This is a genomic window from Duganella lactea, from assembly GCF_009857505.1.
In the GTDB taxonomy this organism is placed as follows: domain Bacteria; phylum Pseudomonadota; class Gammaproteobacteria; order Burkholderiales; family Burkholderiaceae_D; genus Rugamonas; species Rugamonas lactea.
In genome coordinates this window covers 1-16,795 of record NZ_WWCP01000020.1, presented here as the reverse complement: position 1 = coordinate 16,795, position 16,795 = coordinate 1, and the positions used below count along the sequence as shown (strand labels likewise).

The following is a 16,795-nucleotide window of genomic DNA, read 5'->3' as shown; positions in this document are numbered from 1 at the left end:
CCTGCGGCAGGGTGTCAGCTGCGGGCGCTGACGCGCACCGGGTGGGCGTCGCGCCAGCGGCGGGCGAGCTCCTGGGCGGCGGCGATGGCTTGGGGCGTCATCACCAGTGACATCCTGCGCCGGTTGCTGACGGCGGCAACGTCGCCGCCCTGCGCGGCCAGCGTCAGCCACATGAAGGACAGCGCCGGGTCGCGCACGACGCCGCGTCCGCTGCTGTACATGCCGCCGAGGTTGAACTGGGCCAGCGCATGGCCCTGCTCGGCCGCTCGGCCGTACCAGTCCACCGCCCGCGCGTCGTCGCGCTCAACGCCGAGGCCGTTGGCGTACATGACGCCGAGGTTGTTCTGGGCGCTGGCGTCGCCCTGCTCGGCGGCGCTGCGGTACCAGACGGCGGCGAGCACATCGTCTTTGCTCACGCCGTGGCCGTTGGCGTACATGACGGCGACATTGAACTGGGCGTGCGGCGTGCCCTGCTCCGCCGCCAGCCGGTACCATTCCAGCGCCTGACGCTCGTCGCGCTCGACACCGCGCCCGCGCGCATACATGCCGCCCAGGTTATACTGAGCCAGCGCGTGGCCAACCTCCGCCGCGCGGCGATACCAGGTGAACGCCAGCTCATCATCCTGCTCCACGCCTTTGCCGTTGGCCAGCATGACGCCGAGATTGAACTGGGCGTCCACGTCTTCCTGCTCGGCCGCCCGCAACAGCCAGACGAAGGCGCGCTGCCCGTCCACCGGCACGCCCATGCCCTCGGCGTAGGCGACGCCGACCAGCCGCTGCGCCACCGCGTCATCCTGCGCCGCCGCCTGCTTGAACCAGGCCACCGCCTGCGATTCGTTGCGTGCCACACCGTGCCCGTGCTTGTACATCAGGCCCAGATGCAGCTGGGCGCTGGCGTCGTTTTGCAGCGCCGCCTTGCGGAACCACGCCAGCGCCATCGGATAATTGCGCGCGGCGCCACGGCCGTTGGCATAGGCTTCGCCGAGCAAGGTCTGGGCGCTGGCCAGTCCCTGCTCGGCGGCGCGGCAAAACCATGCCAGCGCCAGATCGTCGCTTTGCGCGACGCCGCGCCCCTTTTTAAACATCAGTCCGAGATTTTGCTGGGCCGAGGCATCGCCCTGCAGCGCCGCACAGCGGAACCAATGCAGCGCGTGATGGTCGTTATTGTCGACTCCGCGACCGTAGTAATACATGGCGCCCAGCTGGTTCTGCGCATAGGCAAGGCCCTGGCAGGCCGCCTTGTTCATCCAGTGAAAGGCCTGCGACGCATCGCGCGCCACGCCGTCGCCGCTTTTGAACATGCGGCCGAGATTGAATTGCGCATAGGCGTTGCCACGCTCCGCAGCCTCCTGGAACCACAGGTAGACGTCATGACCTTCTTTGGCCGTGCACTGTTTTTTCACGATACACCTCTGACCAACATGACAACATTGTTGATGGAAGTGTAAAACGCAGTCTGGGACGGGATTTGACGACGCTCAAACGGGCTGGCCGCGTTTTTGCAGGAATTGCGGTACTTTGGCGGCCGCGAGCTTGTTCAGGGAGACCAGCAGGTCCGTATCAACCCGCCCGATACCATGGCTGGCGCGCAAATGCCGGCCAATGTGGATCAGCACCTGCGCGGCGACCTCGGCGTCGGCCTCGGCCCGGTGGGCGGCGCTGCCGAACTTGATGCCCAGCGCGCCGGACAGGTCGCCCAGCTTGTAGCTGCGCAGCTGCGGGAACACGCGGCGCGACAGCTTGAGCGAGCACACCAGCGCGGCATGACGCGGCGCCAGGCCCAGCCGCGCGGCCTCGGCGCACAGGAATTTCTCGTCGAAACTGGCGTTGTGGGCCGACAGCGGATCGTCACCGATGAAGTCGAGCAGGGCCGGCACCACCTGTGCGACCGGCGGCGCGCTGTCGACCATCGCCTGGGTGATGCCGGTCAGGCCGGTGATAAACGACGGAATGCGCACGCCGCAATTGACCAGCGACACATAACGCTCGACCACCTCGCCACCGACGATGCGCAGCGCCGCCACCTCGGTGATGCGGTCGCCCTGCACCGGCGTCAGTCCGGTGGTTTCAAAGTCCAGCATGATGATCGGTTGGTCGAGCATGCGCCATTACCCGAACTTACGCACCGCATCGAGCGCCAGACCGGCGCCGATGCTGCCAAACAGATCGCCTTCCACCTTGCGCGCGGCAGGCACCAGGGCGCCGATGCGTTCGCGCAATTTGCGCACGCCGCTCGAACCGCCGGTGAAGAATACCGTATCCACATCCGCCGGTTTGACGCCGGCGTCGCGCATCAGGCTCAGCACCGTGGTTTCCACCGAACCGACCAGATGATCGATGGCGCCGTCGAATTGCGCCCGTTGCAGGTCCAGCAGCACCGGCGGCGCCAGCCGGTCCAGGTCCAGTTGCACCTGCTCGGCGCCGGACAGCGCGATCTTGCCCTCTTCAGCCTTCATCGCCAGCCAGTGGCCGGCGCGCTCGTCGATCAGGCGCTGCAGCCGCTGCAACTTTTCCTGCTCGGCGGCGTCGCGCAGCAGGTCGGACAGCTGGGTCCACATCTTCTTGGTGTAGACCTGGTTGATGGTGTGCCAGGTGGCCAGGTTGAAGAAGTAGCTGGACGGTACTTCGCTGTTGTTGCGCAGCCGGCTGCCGTAGCCCAGCAGCGGCATGATGGACGACAGGCTCAGGTACTTATCGAAGTCGGTGCCGCCGATGTGCACGCCGCCATTGGCCAGGATATCGTCGCGCCGCTCGGCCTGCTTCGCGCGTGCCGGCGACAGCCGCACCAGCGAGAAGTCCGACGTACCGCCGCCGATGTCGGCGATCAGCACCAGCTCTTCGCGCTCGATCTGCGACTCGTAGTCGAAGGCGGCGGCGATCGGCTCGAACTGGAAGGCGATGTCCTTGAAGCCAACCGAGCGGGCCACTTCGGCCAGCGTGTCCTCCGCCAGTTGGTCGTTTTCCTTGCTGTCGTCAATAAAATGCACCGGGCGGCCAAACACGGCCGAGGTGAATTCGCGCCCGGCCGAGCGTTCGGCGCGGTGCTTGAGCTCGCCGATGAACTGGGCCAGCAGCATGCGGAATGGCAGTGCCCGGCCGCCGACCTCGGTCTGGCCGTCGATCAGGCTGGTGCCGAGCAGACTTTTCATCGAGCGCATCAAGCGCCCTTCGTAGCCGGCCAGGTAGTCGGTCAGCGCCGCGCGGCCGTAGGTGACCTGATCGTCATCCGCATTGAAGAAAATGACCGATGGCAAAGTGGTCTTGCCGTCCTCCAGTCCCAGCATCACCGGATGGCCGGGACGCACCCAGCCCACGGTGGAATTGGATGTGCCGAAATCAACGCCGCAAGCGATAGACATCTCGCCCCTTCCATTCAGGTAAAGGGGCGGGATTTTATCAGACGAAGCCACTTTCCGGCAACCATTGCGCCATAGCCACAGCAAAGAATATATTTCCGCGCAGAAATGCGATATATATTGTCACAGGGCAATTTCTTTTATATGATCGTTTAACAACAAAATGACAAGCGGGCCCGCGTTCCACACGATGAGCAAATCCAAGCTGACAGTTGAGCATTGCGCGACCGCGCTGCGCGCCGTGATCGCCAGCGAGAATCGCCGAGTAACCTCCTATGATGTGGCGCAGGTGGCCGGGGTGTCGCAATCGGCGGTGTCGCGCTGCTTCAAGCCGGGCGCCAGCGTGTCGAAGACCACCTATGCGCTGGTGATGAAGGCCGCCGCCCTGCTCGACTACATCCCCAACGCCGCCGCGCGCAGCCTGATCACGCGCCGCTCCAACATGGTGGCGCTGATCGTCACCAACCAGGCCAATCTGTATTATCCCGAATTGTTGGCCGAAGTGAGCCAGCAGTTCGCCGCGCGCGGCAAGCGCGTGCTGCTGTTCACGCTGCACCGCGAGGCCGATGTCGACCGCGTGCTGGCCGATGTCTGGCAATTCCAGGTCGACGGCGTGATCGCCGCCGCCCGCCTGTCCGAGGCGCACATCGCCGAATTCGACCGCCGCCGCATGCCGGTGGTGCTGTTCAACCGCACGCTGCGTGATCATTCGGTCAACACCGTCACTTGCGACCACGTCGAAGCGGGCCGCATGCTGGCCTCGCGGCTGGCGGCGGCCGGTCATCGCCAATTCGGCATTATCGGCGGCAGCATGGATTCCAGCGTGGCCAGCGAACGCCGCCGTGGCGCGGTCGAGCGCATCGCCGAACTGGGCCTGCCGGCGCCGGTGGTGGTGCCGGGCGACTATGATTACCGCAGCGGCGCGCTGGGCCTGAAGGCCATCATCGCCGAACTGGGCGGGGTACCGGACGCCATCATCTGCGGCAGCGACGTCATGGCCATCGGCTGCCTGGACTGCGCCCGCCACGAGCTGGGGCTGGAAGTGCCGCAGCAGTTGTCGGTGGCCGGTTTCGACGCGGTCGAGCCGTCCAACTGGATCAGCTACAACCTGACCACGCTGCGCCAGCCGCTGCCGAAAATGGCCGCCGCCGCCGCCGATCTGCTGTGCGCGCGCATCGACCAGCATGAAACCGACACCGAAAAGCGCGTCTTCAGCGCCCAGTTCATTGAAGGCGCCACCGCGCGCCTGACGCCGGCCGGCGCGCGCACGCCCGGCCTGACGGCGACCGGCTTGCGGCTGCCGGTCGCTATAATGTAGCGGATGAACCAGCCGCCCCCCACCAATCCCCCCCGTTTCACCCCACACGGCCTGCTCCCGACCGCCGAACAGAGCGCCATCCAGCTGGCGCAAAACAAGGTCGTGCTGGTCGACGCCAACGCCGGCGCGGCCAAGACCACCACGCTGGCGCTGCGCATCGGCGAGGCGCTGGCGCGCAAGCTGGCGCCGGAACAGATCCTGGCGCTGACCTTCACGCCGGAGGCGCGCGAGGTGCTGCGCCGGCGCTTGCTGGAAGTGGGCGTGCCGGCGGCGCTGGCGCAACGGGTCGTCGTTCTCAGTTTCGACGATTTTTCCGCCTGGATGATGGACCTGGCCGACGGCGACGACGTGCGCCAGTGCGGCGATCCGCGCGCGCTGAAGGACTACGCCTTGCAGGCGATCGACCGCACCGGCGAGCGCTACGCCGGCAGTGTCGACGGCCTGGAGCTGCACACCCACAGCGTGGCGCTGGCGCAGTTTCTCGACGTACAGCAGCATCTGAAAGCGACGATGGCGCTGGACAGCGACGTGGAATTCATGGACCGCGAGGAAGCCGCCGAGTTGCTGGGCGTGACGCTGACCGATTACCTGACCACCATCGAGTACGAAACCATGCGCCTGGACGGCGGTGCCGGCGCGGTGTTTCGCGGGCCGTTCGACGCCACCTACGATCTGGCCTGCAATCTGCACGGCGGCGCGCGCCTGGCCGAGCAGTTCCCGGACTACCGGCTGGTGCTGTGCGACGAGTTGCACGACCTGAACGAGGCCGCCTTCCGCATCCTGGCGGCGCTGATCGAGCGGCCGCAGTGCTTCTTCGTCGGCGCCGGCGACAAGGACCAGGTCATCCATGCCAAGCTGGGCGCCAGCGACGCGTTCCTGAACCGCCGCTTCGGCGAGCGTTTCCCCAAGCTGGTGCGCTACCCGCTGACCCAGACCTGGCGCCACGGCCCGCACCTGGCCAACGCCATGGCCGAGTTCAAGCAAAAGCGCATCGAATCCGCGCTGCCGCTGCGCACCGAGATCGTTCACGCCCACTACGACGATGCCGCCGGCTGCGCGCAGCGCGTGGTGGCCGCCGTGCGCCAGTGGAAGGCGGACGGCCACCACTACGACGGCTGCGCCATCCTGATCCGCGACCGCCACCAGTCGATGGCCATCGAAAACGCGCTGATCGAGGCCGACATCGACTACCGCACGCCGCCCATGGCGGGCTACCTGCAGCGCGACGAGATCCTGTTCCTGCGCGGCCTGCTGGCGATCGCCCTGCGGGATTTTGCGGCCGTGAAGTCGGAACAGGTGCGGGTGGCCGTCGTCGAGGCGCTAGTCGCGTTCAGCGAAATGCGCTTCGCGGCGCGCAGCATGGACAACTTCAAGCAGCAAATCCAGAAAAGCCCCGACCTGCTGGGCGAACTGTTCCTGATCGAGGACGAGCGCCGCGACGGCATCGAGCCGGGCTACCGCGACGTCGCTAGCGCCGGCACCAAGCGCGCGGTAATCGCGGCGCTGGGCTGGCTGTCCGGCGTCGATCCGGCCACGCCGGCGGCCGCCGTGTTGAGCGAACTGTGCGAGCGCGTGCAACTGGCCGCCACCGCGCGGCGCATCTTTGTGCGCGCCTATGACGCCGACGTCATCAACAAATCCATCGCCAGCCTGCTGCAGGCGGCCGCCGCGTCCGGCCAAAGCCTGGGCGAATTCTGGAACGCGATCAACGCGCGCGAGGCCTTCATCCGCCGCAAGCGCGACCGCAAGTCGGTGCTGATCGAATGCGCCGCCAACGCCAAGGGCAAAGAATTCGAGCACGTCATCCTGGCGTTTCTGGAGGATGGCGAATTCCCCCACCCGGCGCAGCCGCGCCGCGAAGAAGAAAATTTGTTCTATGTGGCGGCAACCCGCGCCCGCGCGCGCCTGACGCTGCTCTCGCCCACCGACGCGGCCCGCCGTAGCGGCTTCATCGCCCAGATGCGTCTGCCTAAATCTTCAGCAGCCGCTGACGCCGCGTTGACGCGCAACCAGCAGACGCCGCCGGCCGCGCCGCCGAGCCGCCACTATCTGAACGCCAGTTTCCAGGAAAAGGACCAGGTCAAGGCGCTGGGCGCCAAATTCGACATCGCCCGGCGTGCCTGGTATGTCGAAAGCGATACCGATTTAGCGCCTTTTTTAACTTGGCTGAAAAAATAATGCAAGATGCCAATATTTCTCCGGGATTCCCTTATATAATATCGGTCGCGGGCTGCGATCAGCCTCACACCTAGCGTGTCCCCCACAAACAAAATCAAATTGGGAGTTATTTCCATGAAAGCAAAAACCAACATTCTGCTGGCAGCCTGCACCATCGCCCTGCTGAGCGCCTGCTCGACCCCTGCTCCAGCGCCAACCCCGGCACCAGCGCCAACCCCGGCACCAGCACCAGCGCCGGTTGCGGCAGCGCCAGCACCGGCTCCTGCGCCAGCACCGCTGCCAGCGTACCTGGACCCAAACAGCTCGATCTACAAAAACCGTAGCGTCTACTTCGACTTCGACAAGTACACCGTCAAGCCTGAATTCGACGCGCTGGTCGCCGACCACGGCAAATTCCTGTCGGCTAACTCGAACGTCGCGATCAAAGTCGAAGGCAACACCGATGACCGCGGCACCGCCGAATACAATCTGGCCCTGGGTCAGAAACGCGCGCAAGCCCTGATCACCGCCCTGAAAGCACAAGGCGTGAAAGATAGCCAAATGGAAGCTGTTTCCTACGGCAAAGAGAAAACCTCCGGCACCGACGACGCGGCCCGCGCGCACGACCGTCGTGACGACATCGTCTACCCAAGCAAGTAATCGCTCAGGTAAATTGATGTAACATAGAACGCCCGGCCTCACCGCCGGGCGTTTTTTTTAACCTTACGCCCCCATCCATGAAGAGCAGTCACGACATCCGCCACGCCTTTCGCAACGAGTTCAGCGACTGGCGCGTGTGGCGGGCGCGCAGCGTGGTGGTGGCGTTCGCCGCGCTGGCCGGACTGGCCGTGGTCGGCTTTACCGCCGTCTCCGAATACGCCTTCGACCGTTTCGCCGGCCTGTACGCGCGCTGGTGGTGGTCGCCGCTGCTGTGGACGCCGCTGTGCACCGCCGCCATTGTCTGGCTGACGCGCCGCTACGCGCCCGGCGCCGCCGGCTCGGGCATCCCGCAAGTGATGGCCGCGCTGGAACCGGTCACCGCGCCGGCCCAGCAAGGCCTGTTCGTTTCCCTCAAACTCAGCGCCGCCAAGGTGCTGCTGACCACGTGGGGCCTGGCGGCCGGCCTGTCGCTCGGGCGCGAAGGGCCGTCGGTGCAGGTGGCGGCCGGCGTCATGCTGGCGGCGCGGCGCTGGCTGCCCGAGCGCGGCAGCATCAGCGCGCACGGCCTGCTGGTGGCCGGCGGCGCGGCCGGCATCGCGGCCGCCTTCAACACGCCGCTGGGCGGCATCATGTTCGCCATCGAGGAATTATCGCGCACGCCGGAGCAGCGCCGCAGCGGCCTGCTGATGGCGGCCATTGTGCTGGCCGGGCTGATCGGCGTGTCGATCAACGGCAACGGTACTTACTTCGGCCTGATCCGCGCCACCGGCATCGACACCGGGCTGATCGTGCCCGGCCTGATCGTGGCGCTGGCCAGCGGCCTGGCGGGCGGGCTGTTCTCGCGCCTGCTGCTGGCCTCGCTGATCGGTCCGCCGCGTGACTGGTTCAGCCGCGCGCGGCTGCGCGCGCCGGTGCTGTTCGCCGCTGGCTGCGGGCTGGCGGTGGCGGCCATCGGCATCTATTCGGGCGGCGCGGTTTTCGGCAGCAGCTCGGAGCATACGCGCGCCATGCTGGCCGGCGCCGAACACACGCCGGGCATCTTCTTCTTGCTGAAATTCCTCGCCACCTGGCTGACCGCGTGGGCCGGCGTGCCGGCCGGGATCTTCGCGCCATCGCTGGCCATCGGCGCCGCGCTGGGCAACGACCTGGCGCTGCTGTTGAACTATCCGCACGCCAGCGCGCTGATGGCGCTGGGCATGGTTGGCTTCCTGGCGGCGGCCACCCAGGCACCGCTGACTTCGTTTATCATCGTGATGGAGATGGTCGACGGCCACGCCATGGTGCTGAGCCTGATGGCCTGCGCGATGGTGGCGCGCACCGTCTCGCGCGTATTGAGTCCACCGTTGTATGCGCAGCTGGCGCAGACGCAATTGATGCGCCTACCTCAAGCGCCTCTCCCGAAAGAGAGCGGCGCGAACAAGTTGTAGTCGGTATGCTGGAAGTTTCCGTTCATCCCAAACAGGCGAAGGAAGTTTCATGAAAAATCTCACCACTGCAGCCGGCGCGCCGGTCGCGGACAACCAAAACACCCAGACCGCCGGTCCGCGCGGCCCGGTACTGCTGCAGGATGTCTGGCATCTGGAAAAGCTGGCCCACTTCGCGCGCGAAGTCATTCCCGAGCGCCGCATGCACGCCAAGGGTTCGGGCGCCTACGGCACCTTCACCGTCACCCACGACATCAGCAAGTACACCAAGGCCGCGCTGTTCTCGGAAGTGGGCAAGAAGACCGACATGTTCATGCGCTTCTCCACCGTCGCGGGTGAGCGCGGCGCGGCCGACGCGGAGCGCGATATCCGCGGCTTCGCCGTCAAGTTCTACACCGAGCAAGGCAACTGGGACATCGTCGGCAACAACACGCCGGTGTTCTTCTTCCGCGATCCGCTCAAGTTCCCGGACCTGAACCACGTGGTCAAGCGCGATCCGAAGACCAATCTGCGCAACGCCGAGAACAACTGGGACTTCTGGACCCTGCTGCCGGAAGCGCTGCACCAGGTCACCATCGTCATGAGCGACCGCGGCATTCCGAAGGGCTATCGCCACATGCACGGTTTCGGCAGCCATACCTTTTCCTTCATCAACGCCGCCAATGAGCGCTACTGGGTCAAGTTCCACTTCATCTCGCAGCAGGGCATCGAGAACCTGAGCGACGCCGAAGCCGCGGCGCTGGTCGGTGTGGACCGCGAAAGCTCGCAGCGCGACCTGTTCGACGCCATCGAGCGCAAGGAATTCCCGCGCTGGAAACTGGCGGTGCAGATCATGCCGGAAGCCGATGCCTCCAAAGTGCCCTACCATCCGTTCGACCTGACCAAGATCTGGCCGAAGGGCGACTATCCGCTGATCGACGTCGGCGTGCTGGAACTGAACCGCAACGCGGAAAACTACTTCGCGGAAGTCGAGCAGTCGGCCTTCTCGCCGGCCAACGTGGTGCCGGGCGTGAGCTTCTCGCCGGACAAGATGCTGCAATCGCGCCTGTTCTCCTACGGCGACGCGGCGCGTTATCGTCTGGGCGTGAACCACCATCAGATTCCGGTGAACGCGCCCAAGTGCCCGTTCCACAGCTACCACCGCGACGGCGCCATGCGCATCACGCCGAACGGCGGCGGCGAAACGCCGTATGAGCCGAACAGCCGTGGCGAATGGCAGGAAAGCCCGCAGTTCAAGGAGCCGCCGCTGTCGCTGGAAGGCGCGGCCGATCACTGGAACCACCGCGTGGACACCGACTACTTCTCGCAGCCGGGCAATCTGTTCCGCCTGCTGACCGACGAGAAGAAGCAGCTGCTGTTCGAGAACACGGCGCGCGCTATCCACGGCGTGTCGAAGCCGGTGCAGCAGCGTCACATCGACCACTGCACCCAGGCCGATCCGGCCTACGGCGCCGGCGTGGCGGCGGCAATCGCCGCGCTTGAAGGGAAATAAATCGGTACAATGGGACGGTCCATTCCGTCCCATTGACCGATGCCCGCAGTCTTACTGATCCTCGCGCTGCTTTGCCCCGCCGCCTTCGCGCAGCAGACAGCATGGCTATGGGATGAAGCCCGCCTGCCCACATGGTCGGTGCACGAAGCGGCGGTCCTGCAACGCCACATTCTCCTCACCGGCGACGACATCCTGCTGCGGCCACGCAAACGCTGGCCCGCCCTGCCACCGTCAACGCTGGTCACGCCCGTGCTGCACGTGGAAGTCAGCACAGTCAATCCGCCGGTCGATATTGAAAAAAGCCGCGCCATCATCATCAGCGCGCTGCTTGATGCCGCCGCCCGCGGCAGCTCCGGTTGGGTGCAGCTGGACATGGAGGCCAAGCCCTCGCAACGTGTGTTCTATCGATCGCTGGTACGGGATATCCGCGCCGCCTTGCCGTCCCGGATAAAACTCAGCGTCACCGCGCTGGCGTGGTGGTGCCGCGCGCCGGCATGGCTGGACGACCTGGCCGCCGACGAAGTGGTGCCGATGTTCTTCCGCATGGGGAAGGACAGCGCGGCCATGCGCGCCATTCTCGAACAGTCGCCAACGACGCTGCACGCCAGCTGCCGCGCGCGCAGCGCCGGCTTCTCGCCGCAAGAACCGTTCGCCAGCGCCGTCAGCGAGCGCTATGCAAAAAACTACTGGTTCGACCGTTACGCATGGAAGCGTGATGGCGCGGACTTGCCGCCAACTTCAAGGAGTCCAGAATGAAGCGCTTCCCCCGCCTCTTCGCCGTTATCACAACACTGGTCTGCGCCGGCGCGGCGCATGCCAGCTCGGGCGAAGCATACGATCCCTATGTCAACCGCAGCGCGCCGGACATCGCGCTGTCTCGCTACGAGACCGGGGAACTGGGCGTGGTGATGAACAGCTATAACCGCTTGTATCTGTACGCCGCCTGGCGCGGCGTGATGCTGGGCGCGGACGGCATCAAGCAAGCGCCGATCGAGGAAACGGGCCTGCTGCGCGCCATCGGCAATCGCCGTGGCGGTTGGGTCGATGCGTCGGATGGCGCCGGCGGATACAAGGGATGGGAGCAGGCGGTCAGCGCCGCGCTCCACAAGCCGGTGCCGGAGCTCCCGCCGGGAAATAGCCTGACGTATGGCTATGTCAACTGCCCGCTGACCAGCTACAGCTTCGCCATCACCACGCTCAATGGGCTGGCCAAGCGCAGCGACGCCACGCCTGAACGGCTGGCCGCCTGGGTGTCCTCGCAGCGGCAGGTGTTCAAGACATGCGGCGATGATCTGAATGCCACGCGCAGCGCCTTCGGACAACCTAAACCTGTCATTCCACCGCCGGTGGAACTGCCGGCATCGGAGGGGCTGTACTGGCGCCAGATGCAGCAATACCAGATCGCGGCGGCCGCCTTCTACAGCGAAGACTATGCGCGCGCCGCCAAACTGTTTGCCGCCATCGGCGCCACCGACAAGCATCCACTGCGCGGCTGGGGCGAGTATCTGAGCCTGCGCGCGCAAGCCCGCGCCGCCGTCTATGTGGCGGAGGATCAGCGCTGGAAGGAAGCACAGGCTATCCGCAACGAAGGCCCCGAAGCGGCAGCCGCGCGACTGGCGGCACAGCAAAGGAAACTGGCGGTGATCCAGGCCGGTGTCACGCATATCCTCGGCAATCCCGAACTGGCGCAACTGCATGAGGCCTCGCGCGCCATCGGCCGCTCGATGCAAGTGTATCTGACGCCGACTCTGCGCTTCGCGGAACTGAGCAAGCTGCTGGATGATCCGCGCGCCAATCCATACAAGGATGATCATCTGGGCGACTGGCGCGTGCTGGCGGACGACTTGCTGCGATCACCGTCGCACGAAGCGTTGCGCGGCAGCGCCGGTTTCGTCGACTGGATACTGACGATTCAACAAAACCAGCCGGCGCATGCGCCGGCGCAATGGCAGCGCTACGTCAAGGACGGCAACCAGCCGCAGGCCCGCGTGTGGTTGCTGGCGAGCGCCCTGCTGTCGCCCAAGCTGACGCCCCAGCAGGAACAGGCGGCGCTACAAGTATCCGCCAAAGCACCGGAGTATCTGACACTGCGATACGCGCTGGCTCGCCATTACCGCCTGACCGGTCAGGCCGACAAGGCGCGTGCGCTGGGTGACGCGGTAATCGCCGGCCCTGCGCTGGCAGCCGCGCAATCGAACAGCGCCCGCAACCTGTTCCTGCAAGAGCGCTTCGCGGTCGCCGTTTCGCCTGCCGATGCGGCCAAATACCTGATGCGCGCGCAGGCCCTCGATCTCGATTCGGATACGGGCGAAGTGGCGAAGAATCGACAGGCCCGCGCGGATATCGCGGCGGATGGTCAGCGCTGGCTGAACAGCGGCCTGTCCGCCGCCGATCTGCTGACGGTGGCCGCGCAAACCTCGCTGCCGGCCGCGTGGAGGGCGCGCATCGCCACAGCGGCATGGATGCGTTACGACCTGCTGCGCCAGCAGGACGCGGCGCTGTCGGCGGCAGGCAAAGTTGAGCAGCTGTCGCCGGCGCTGGCCAGCGTCGCGGCCACGTACCGCAAGCTGCCAGGCGAAGCGGAACGCCATCACACGCTGCTGCTGGGCGCCCTGCATTACGGCTTGTCGCCGATGTTCCAGGGCTATGCGATGGAGAACAAACCGCGCCAGCCGGAGGAAACGCTCGCCGATATGTGGTGCAAGATGCCATCCAAGGCCGGCGCGGATTACATGGAAAACACCGAGGCCGAAGCATCGCTGCCGACGCCGTCGCTGGGCGACACCGCCACGCGCGACAAGGAACTGGCGCAACTGAGCGCGTTGAAGACCGCCACCGGTTACATCGGCGATGCGGTGATGGCGCGCGCGAAGGCGCAGCCCGCCGATCCTGACCTGCCATGGCTGCTGTACGTCACCGTGCAGTCGACGCGCGGCGGCTGCCTGGACGAGGACGCGAAGACACTCTCGAAGAGCGCCTTCACGCTGCTGCACAAGCGTTACGGCAACAGCGGCTGGGCCGCCAAGACGCCGTATTACTATTGATCTGTCTCAAACGCGGGGAGCGGCGCCAGCCTAAGCTGAAGCTTTTGGAGGCGCATCATGCAAACACTGGCCCAGCCCCGCACCATCTCATGCTACGACGAAGATTGGCTACGGTGGATCGACGCGCAGATCCGCCTACTGTCGGAAAAAAGGTTCTCCGAGCTGGATCTGGAGAACCTGGTCGAGGAGCTCGACAGCATGAAAACCAAGGAACTGCGCACGCTAAAAAACAGGTTGAGAGTCCTCATCATGCACCTGTTGAAATGCGAATTTCAGAAATCCCATCCGCAAAACAAATGGCATGCCACGCTGGTGGGACAACGCGAGCGCATCAAGGCCTTGCTTGACGATAGTCCCAGCCTGCGACGCAAACTGGTGGAGTATGTGCAGGTCAACTAGCCGTATGCGCGCAAGATGGCGGCGCTGGTAACCCAACTGCCGCTGGCCACCTTCCCGCTCGATAATCCCTACTCAATCGACCAGATACTCGATCACGACTTCATGCCGTAGCCATCCCGCCCGCGCGCCGCAGCAAGGTTTCGCAGCGCGGCGACAGGTGCAGCACTTGCAGCGCATTGCCGGCCTTGGCGTAACGCTCCCTCAACGCGGCCACCGCCACCACGGCCGAGTGATCGGCCAGGCGCAGATGGCGACAATCGAGCAGCACCTGCCGCGGATCGCCGTGCGGATCGAACAGGTCATTGAAATGCGCGACCGACGCGAAGAACAGCGTGCCGTGCGGCGTGTAGGTTTTCACACCATCGGCGCTGACCACATCGGCGCGGATATCGCGCGCATGGCGCCAGGCGAAACTCAGCGCCGCGATGACGATGCCGGACATCACCGCCATCGCCAGATCGGTCGCCACGGTAATCGCCGTCACCGCGACAATCAGCAAGGCATCGTGGCGCGGCACCTTGCCCAGCACGCGCAACGAGCCCCAGGCGAAGGTCTCTTGCGCCACCACCAACATCACCCCGACCAGCGCCGCCAGCGGAATCCGCTCAATCAGCGGCGACAGGAACAGGATAAACAGCAAAATCATCATGCCGGCCACCGCGCCCGACACGCGCGTGCGGCCGCCCGAACTCAGGTTGATCATGGTCTGACCGATCATCGCGCAGCCGCCCATGCCGCCGAACAGGCCGGAGGCCACATTCGCCGCGCCCAGCGCCACGCATTCGCGGTTCGGCAGACCGCGCGTTTCGGTGATTTCATCGGTCAGATTAAACGTCAGCAGCGTTTCCAGCAGGCCCACCATCGCCATCAGCAGCGCGTATGGCAAGACAATCCGCAGCGTGTCCATATTCATCGGCACGTCCGGCAGCGCGAACGACGGCAAGCCACCGGCGATATGCGCCATGTCGCCCAGCGTGCGCACCGGCAGATGCAGCGTTGCCGACAACACGCCGACGCCGACGATGGCCACCAGCGCCGGCGGCAGCGCCTTGGTCAGACGCGGCAGCAGATAGACAATCAGCATGGTCAGCAGCACCAGGCCGCACATCCACAGCAGCGCCGCGCCGTGCAGCCAGCCCGCGCCATCCTTGAAATGTTGCAATTGCGACCAGGCGATGACGATCGCCAGGCCGTTGACGAAGCCCAGCATCACCGGATGCGGCACCATCGTCACCAATTTGCCCAGCCGCAGCACGCCAAACAACAGCATGATCAGGCCGCTCAACACCACGGTGGCGAGGAAATACTGCAAGCCGTGTTGCGCCACCAAGGCCACGATCACCACCGCCATCGAGCCGGCGGCGCCGGAAATCATGCCCGGACGGCCACCGAGGATCGCCGTCATCGTGCAAATAAAGAAAGCACCGTACAGCCCGGTCAATGGATTGAGATGCGCCACCAGCGCAAAAGCGATGCACTCGGGCACCAGCGCAAAGGACGTGGTCAAGCCCGCCAGCGCGTTTTTAGAAAAATTCATCAGGGGAAAAGCGGAAAAGAGACGATGCGGAAGAGCAACAGGTGCACATTTTACACGTATTGCAGAGTTTACTCATCGCTATGGGTGAACTGGCGCACATTCAGAACCGGGCGGACGGGAGCACAATGGCAACGCATTCCGATCAACTCACAGTCACTTCACGCCATGACTACTTTGATATCCGCCCGCTACGCCCTGCAACGCCAGAAACTCGCCGTGGAAAGAACGCTGTATGCGCGCTCGGCTGAAGAATCGCAACTGGCGGCCCGCTGGGCCAGCGCCTGGCATAAACTTGTGCAACGCAAGCTGGATCAGGACCTGGCATCGCGCTTGCCGGCGCGGGCGGATTTCGGTGGTTTCCTGATCAATCCGCTATCGCGCGTCCTGCATTAACCTCTTACGCCGCGTAACGCTGCTGATCCGAGGCCATGTTGTTGGCACGGGCCTGATAGCAGCTGCCCGCGCGACGTTCCATGCCTTCCCGATCCAATACAGTCACCAGGCCGCGGCGATAGGTGATCAAGCCTTCCTGGGCCAGCTTGCCGGCGGCGCCGGTGATGCTTTCGCGGCGCACGCCGAGCATATTGGCGATCATCTCCTGGGTCACCTTCAGTTCATTGGACAGCGAACGGTCCAGGCGTTCCAGCAGCCAGCGGCACAGTTTCTGCTCGATGCTGGTGTGACGGCTGCCGGCGACGTTCTGCGCCAACTGGGCAAACATCATGCTGGTGTAGCGCATCAATTGCTGGGCCAGCGGGCCGCCGGTGTAAAACACCTCGCGCAGCACCGAGGTTTTCAGACGATAACCATAACCTGCGGTTTGCACCACGGCGGCATAGCTGGCGCGTTCGGTCGGATGCAGCGCCACGCCGACCACGCCTTCACGGCCGACGACCGCGATTTCGGTGGTCGCCCCATCCTCCATCACGTACTGCAGGGAAATGATGGCGTTGGTTGGGAAATAGGTGTACTCGACGGCATCGCCAAAATCGAACAAATGCTTACCTTCCGGCAACGTCACCAATTCCAGATCGCCAAACAAGGCGAGCAGATCCTCGCGCGACAGTGCGCGAAGCAAATCATTCTGTTGCGCGCCGATCAGGCTGATGGATTGTGGAGCGGCGGCGGATGCGGTATGGAGTGCGTTCATGGTTAGCCTCTGTAAGCGTGTCTGACTATGTAGACACTATACCCAGCGGGCTAATCCGCCGGTATAGGACCATTTTGTAGTCCTATGTAGGCTGCGAACATTGCAAAATGTCATCTTAGTCCTACGCAGTCAAAACGGGTGTCAGATACCGTCTTGAATGGCAAGCTTTTTCGATAAGTATTTGGGGTCGAAAGGCTTGCCAGTACGGATGACACCGTAAATCAGATGCGTCAGTTTGTGAACGACAGCACTGATCAC

The 16,795-nt window shown here is 64.7% G+C and carries 13 protein-coding genes and 1 pseudogene; 9 read left to right on the top strand and 5 right to left on the bottom strand.

Features of this window, described 5'->3' with window-relative positions:
* Positions 1-14 precede the first annotated feature (14 nt).
* The 3 genes from GTP44_RS16270 to GTP44_RS16260 all read right to left on the bottom strand — a co-directional run bounded on the left by GTP44_RS16270 (position 15) and on the right by GTP44_RS16260 (position 3,359).
* Positions 15-1,403: a tetratricopeptide repeat protein gene (locus GTP44_RS16270; protein WP_161020275.1), complete on the bottom strand. Its 1,389-nt coding sequence runs from the start codon at positions 1,401-1,403 to the stop codon at positions 15-17.
* Positions 1,404-1,478: 75 nt separating this feature from the next.
* Positions 1,479-2,102 (bottom strand): 3'-5' exonuclease, encoded by a 624-nt coding sequence (locus tag GTP44_RS16265; RefSeq protein ID WP_161020274.1) that lies wholly within the window; start codon positions 2,100-2,102, stop codon positions 1,479-1,481.
* A 6-nt stretch (positions 2,103-2,108) separates the two neighbouring features.
* A complete protein-coding gene (locus tag GTP44_RS16260) occupies positions 2,109-3,359 on the bottom strand; it encodes an Hsp70 family protein (RefSeq protein ID WP_160990556.1) in 1,251 nt (416 codons plus the stop codon).
* A gap of 187 nt (positions 3,360-3,546) precedes the next feature.
* On the opposite strand from GTP44_RS16260, the gene GTP44_RS16255 reads away from it, so the two are divergent.
* The 8 genes and pseudogenes from GTP44_RS16255 to GTP44_RS16220 all read left to right on the top strand — a co-directional run bounded on the left by GTP44_RS16255 (position 3,547) and on the right by GTP44_RS16220 (position 13,961).
* A complete protein-coding gene (locus GTP44_RS16255; RefSeq protein WP_160990557.1) occupies positions 3,547-4,674 on the top strand; it encodes a LacI family DNA-binding transcriptional regulator in 1,128 nt (375 codons plus the stop codon).
* 3 nt (positions 4,675-4,677) lie between these two features.
* On the top strand, positions 4,678-6,852 hold the full coding sequence (locus GTP44_RS16250; RefSeq protein ID WP_161020273.1) for a 3'-5' exonuclease: 2,175 nt from the start codon (positions 4,678-4,680) through the stop codon (positions 6,850-6,852).
* Positions 6,853-6,966: 114 nt separating this feature from the next.
* On the top strand, positions 6,967-7,491 hold the full coding sequence (locus GTP44_RS16245; protein WP_160990559.1) for an OmpA family protein: 525 nt from the start codon (positions 6,967-6,969) through the stop codon (positions 7,489-7,491).
* Between the two features lie 77 nt (positions 7,492-7,568).
* Complete coding sequence (locus GTP44_RS16240; RefSeq protein WP_161020272.1) at positions 7,569-8,918, top strand: chloride channel protein; 1,350 nt, start codon at positions 7,569-7,571, stop codon at positions 8,916-8,918.
* Positions 8,919-8,967: 49 nt separating this feature from the next.
* Positions 8,968-10,407, top strand: coding sequence for a catalase (locus GTP44_RS16235; protein WP_161020271.1), 1,440 nt, complete (start codon positions 8,968-8,970; stop codon positions 10,405-10,407).
* Positions 10,408-10,446: 39 nt separating this feature from the next.
* Entirely contained in the window at positions 10,447-11,163 is a 717-nt protein-coding gene (locus GTP44_RS16230; RefSeq protein ID WP_161020270.1) for a hypothetical protein, read from the top strand.
* Positions 11,160-13,451, top strand: coding sequence for a hypothetical protein (locus GTP44_RS16225; RefSeq protein ID WP_161020269.1), 2,292 nt, complete (start codon positions 11,160-11,162; stop codon positions 13,449-13,451). Before GTP44_RS16230 ends, GTP44_RS16225 begins: the two co-directional genes overlap by 4 nt.
* 57 nt (positions 13,452-13,508) lie before the next feature.
* Positions 13,509-13,961 (top strand): annotated as a pseudogene (locus tag GTP44_RS16220) (DUF29 domain-containing protein).
* Here GTP44_RS16220 and GTP44_RS16210 read toward each other — a convergent pair.
* Positions 13,951-15,387 carry a SulP family inorganic anion transporter gene (locus tag GTP44_RS16210; protein WP_161020266.1) on the bottom strand — a complete coding sequence of 479 codons (1,437 nt, stop codon included), beginning with the start codon at positions 15,385-15,387 and terminating at the stop codon, positions 13,951-13,953. The pseudogene GTP44_RS16220 and the gene GTP44_RS16210 overlap by 11 nt on opposite strands.
* Before the next feature lie 165 nt (positions 15,388-15,552).
* On the opposite strand from GTP44_RS16210, the gene GTP44_RS16205 reads away from it, so the two are divergent.
* On the top strand, positions 15,553-15,780 hold the full coding sequence (locus GTP44_RS16205; RefSeq protein WP_161020265.1) for a hypothetical protein: 228 nt from the start codon (positions 15,553-15,555) through the stop codon (positions 15,778-15,780).
* 4 nt (positions 15,781-15,784) lie between these two features.
* Here GTP44_RS16205 and GTP44_RS16200 read toward each other — a convergent pair whose 3' ends face one another.
* Positions 15,785-16,537: a Crp/Fnr family transcriptional regulator gene (locus GTP44_RS16200; RefSeq protein ID WP_161020264.1), complete on the bottom strand. Its 753-nt coding sequence runs from the start codon at positions 16,535-16,537 to the stop codon at positions 15,785-15,787.
* Between the last annotated feature and the right edge of the window lie 258 nt (positions 16,538-16,795).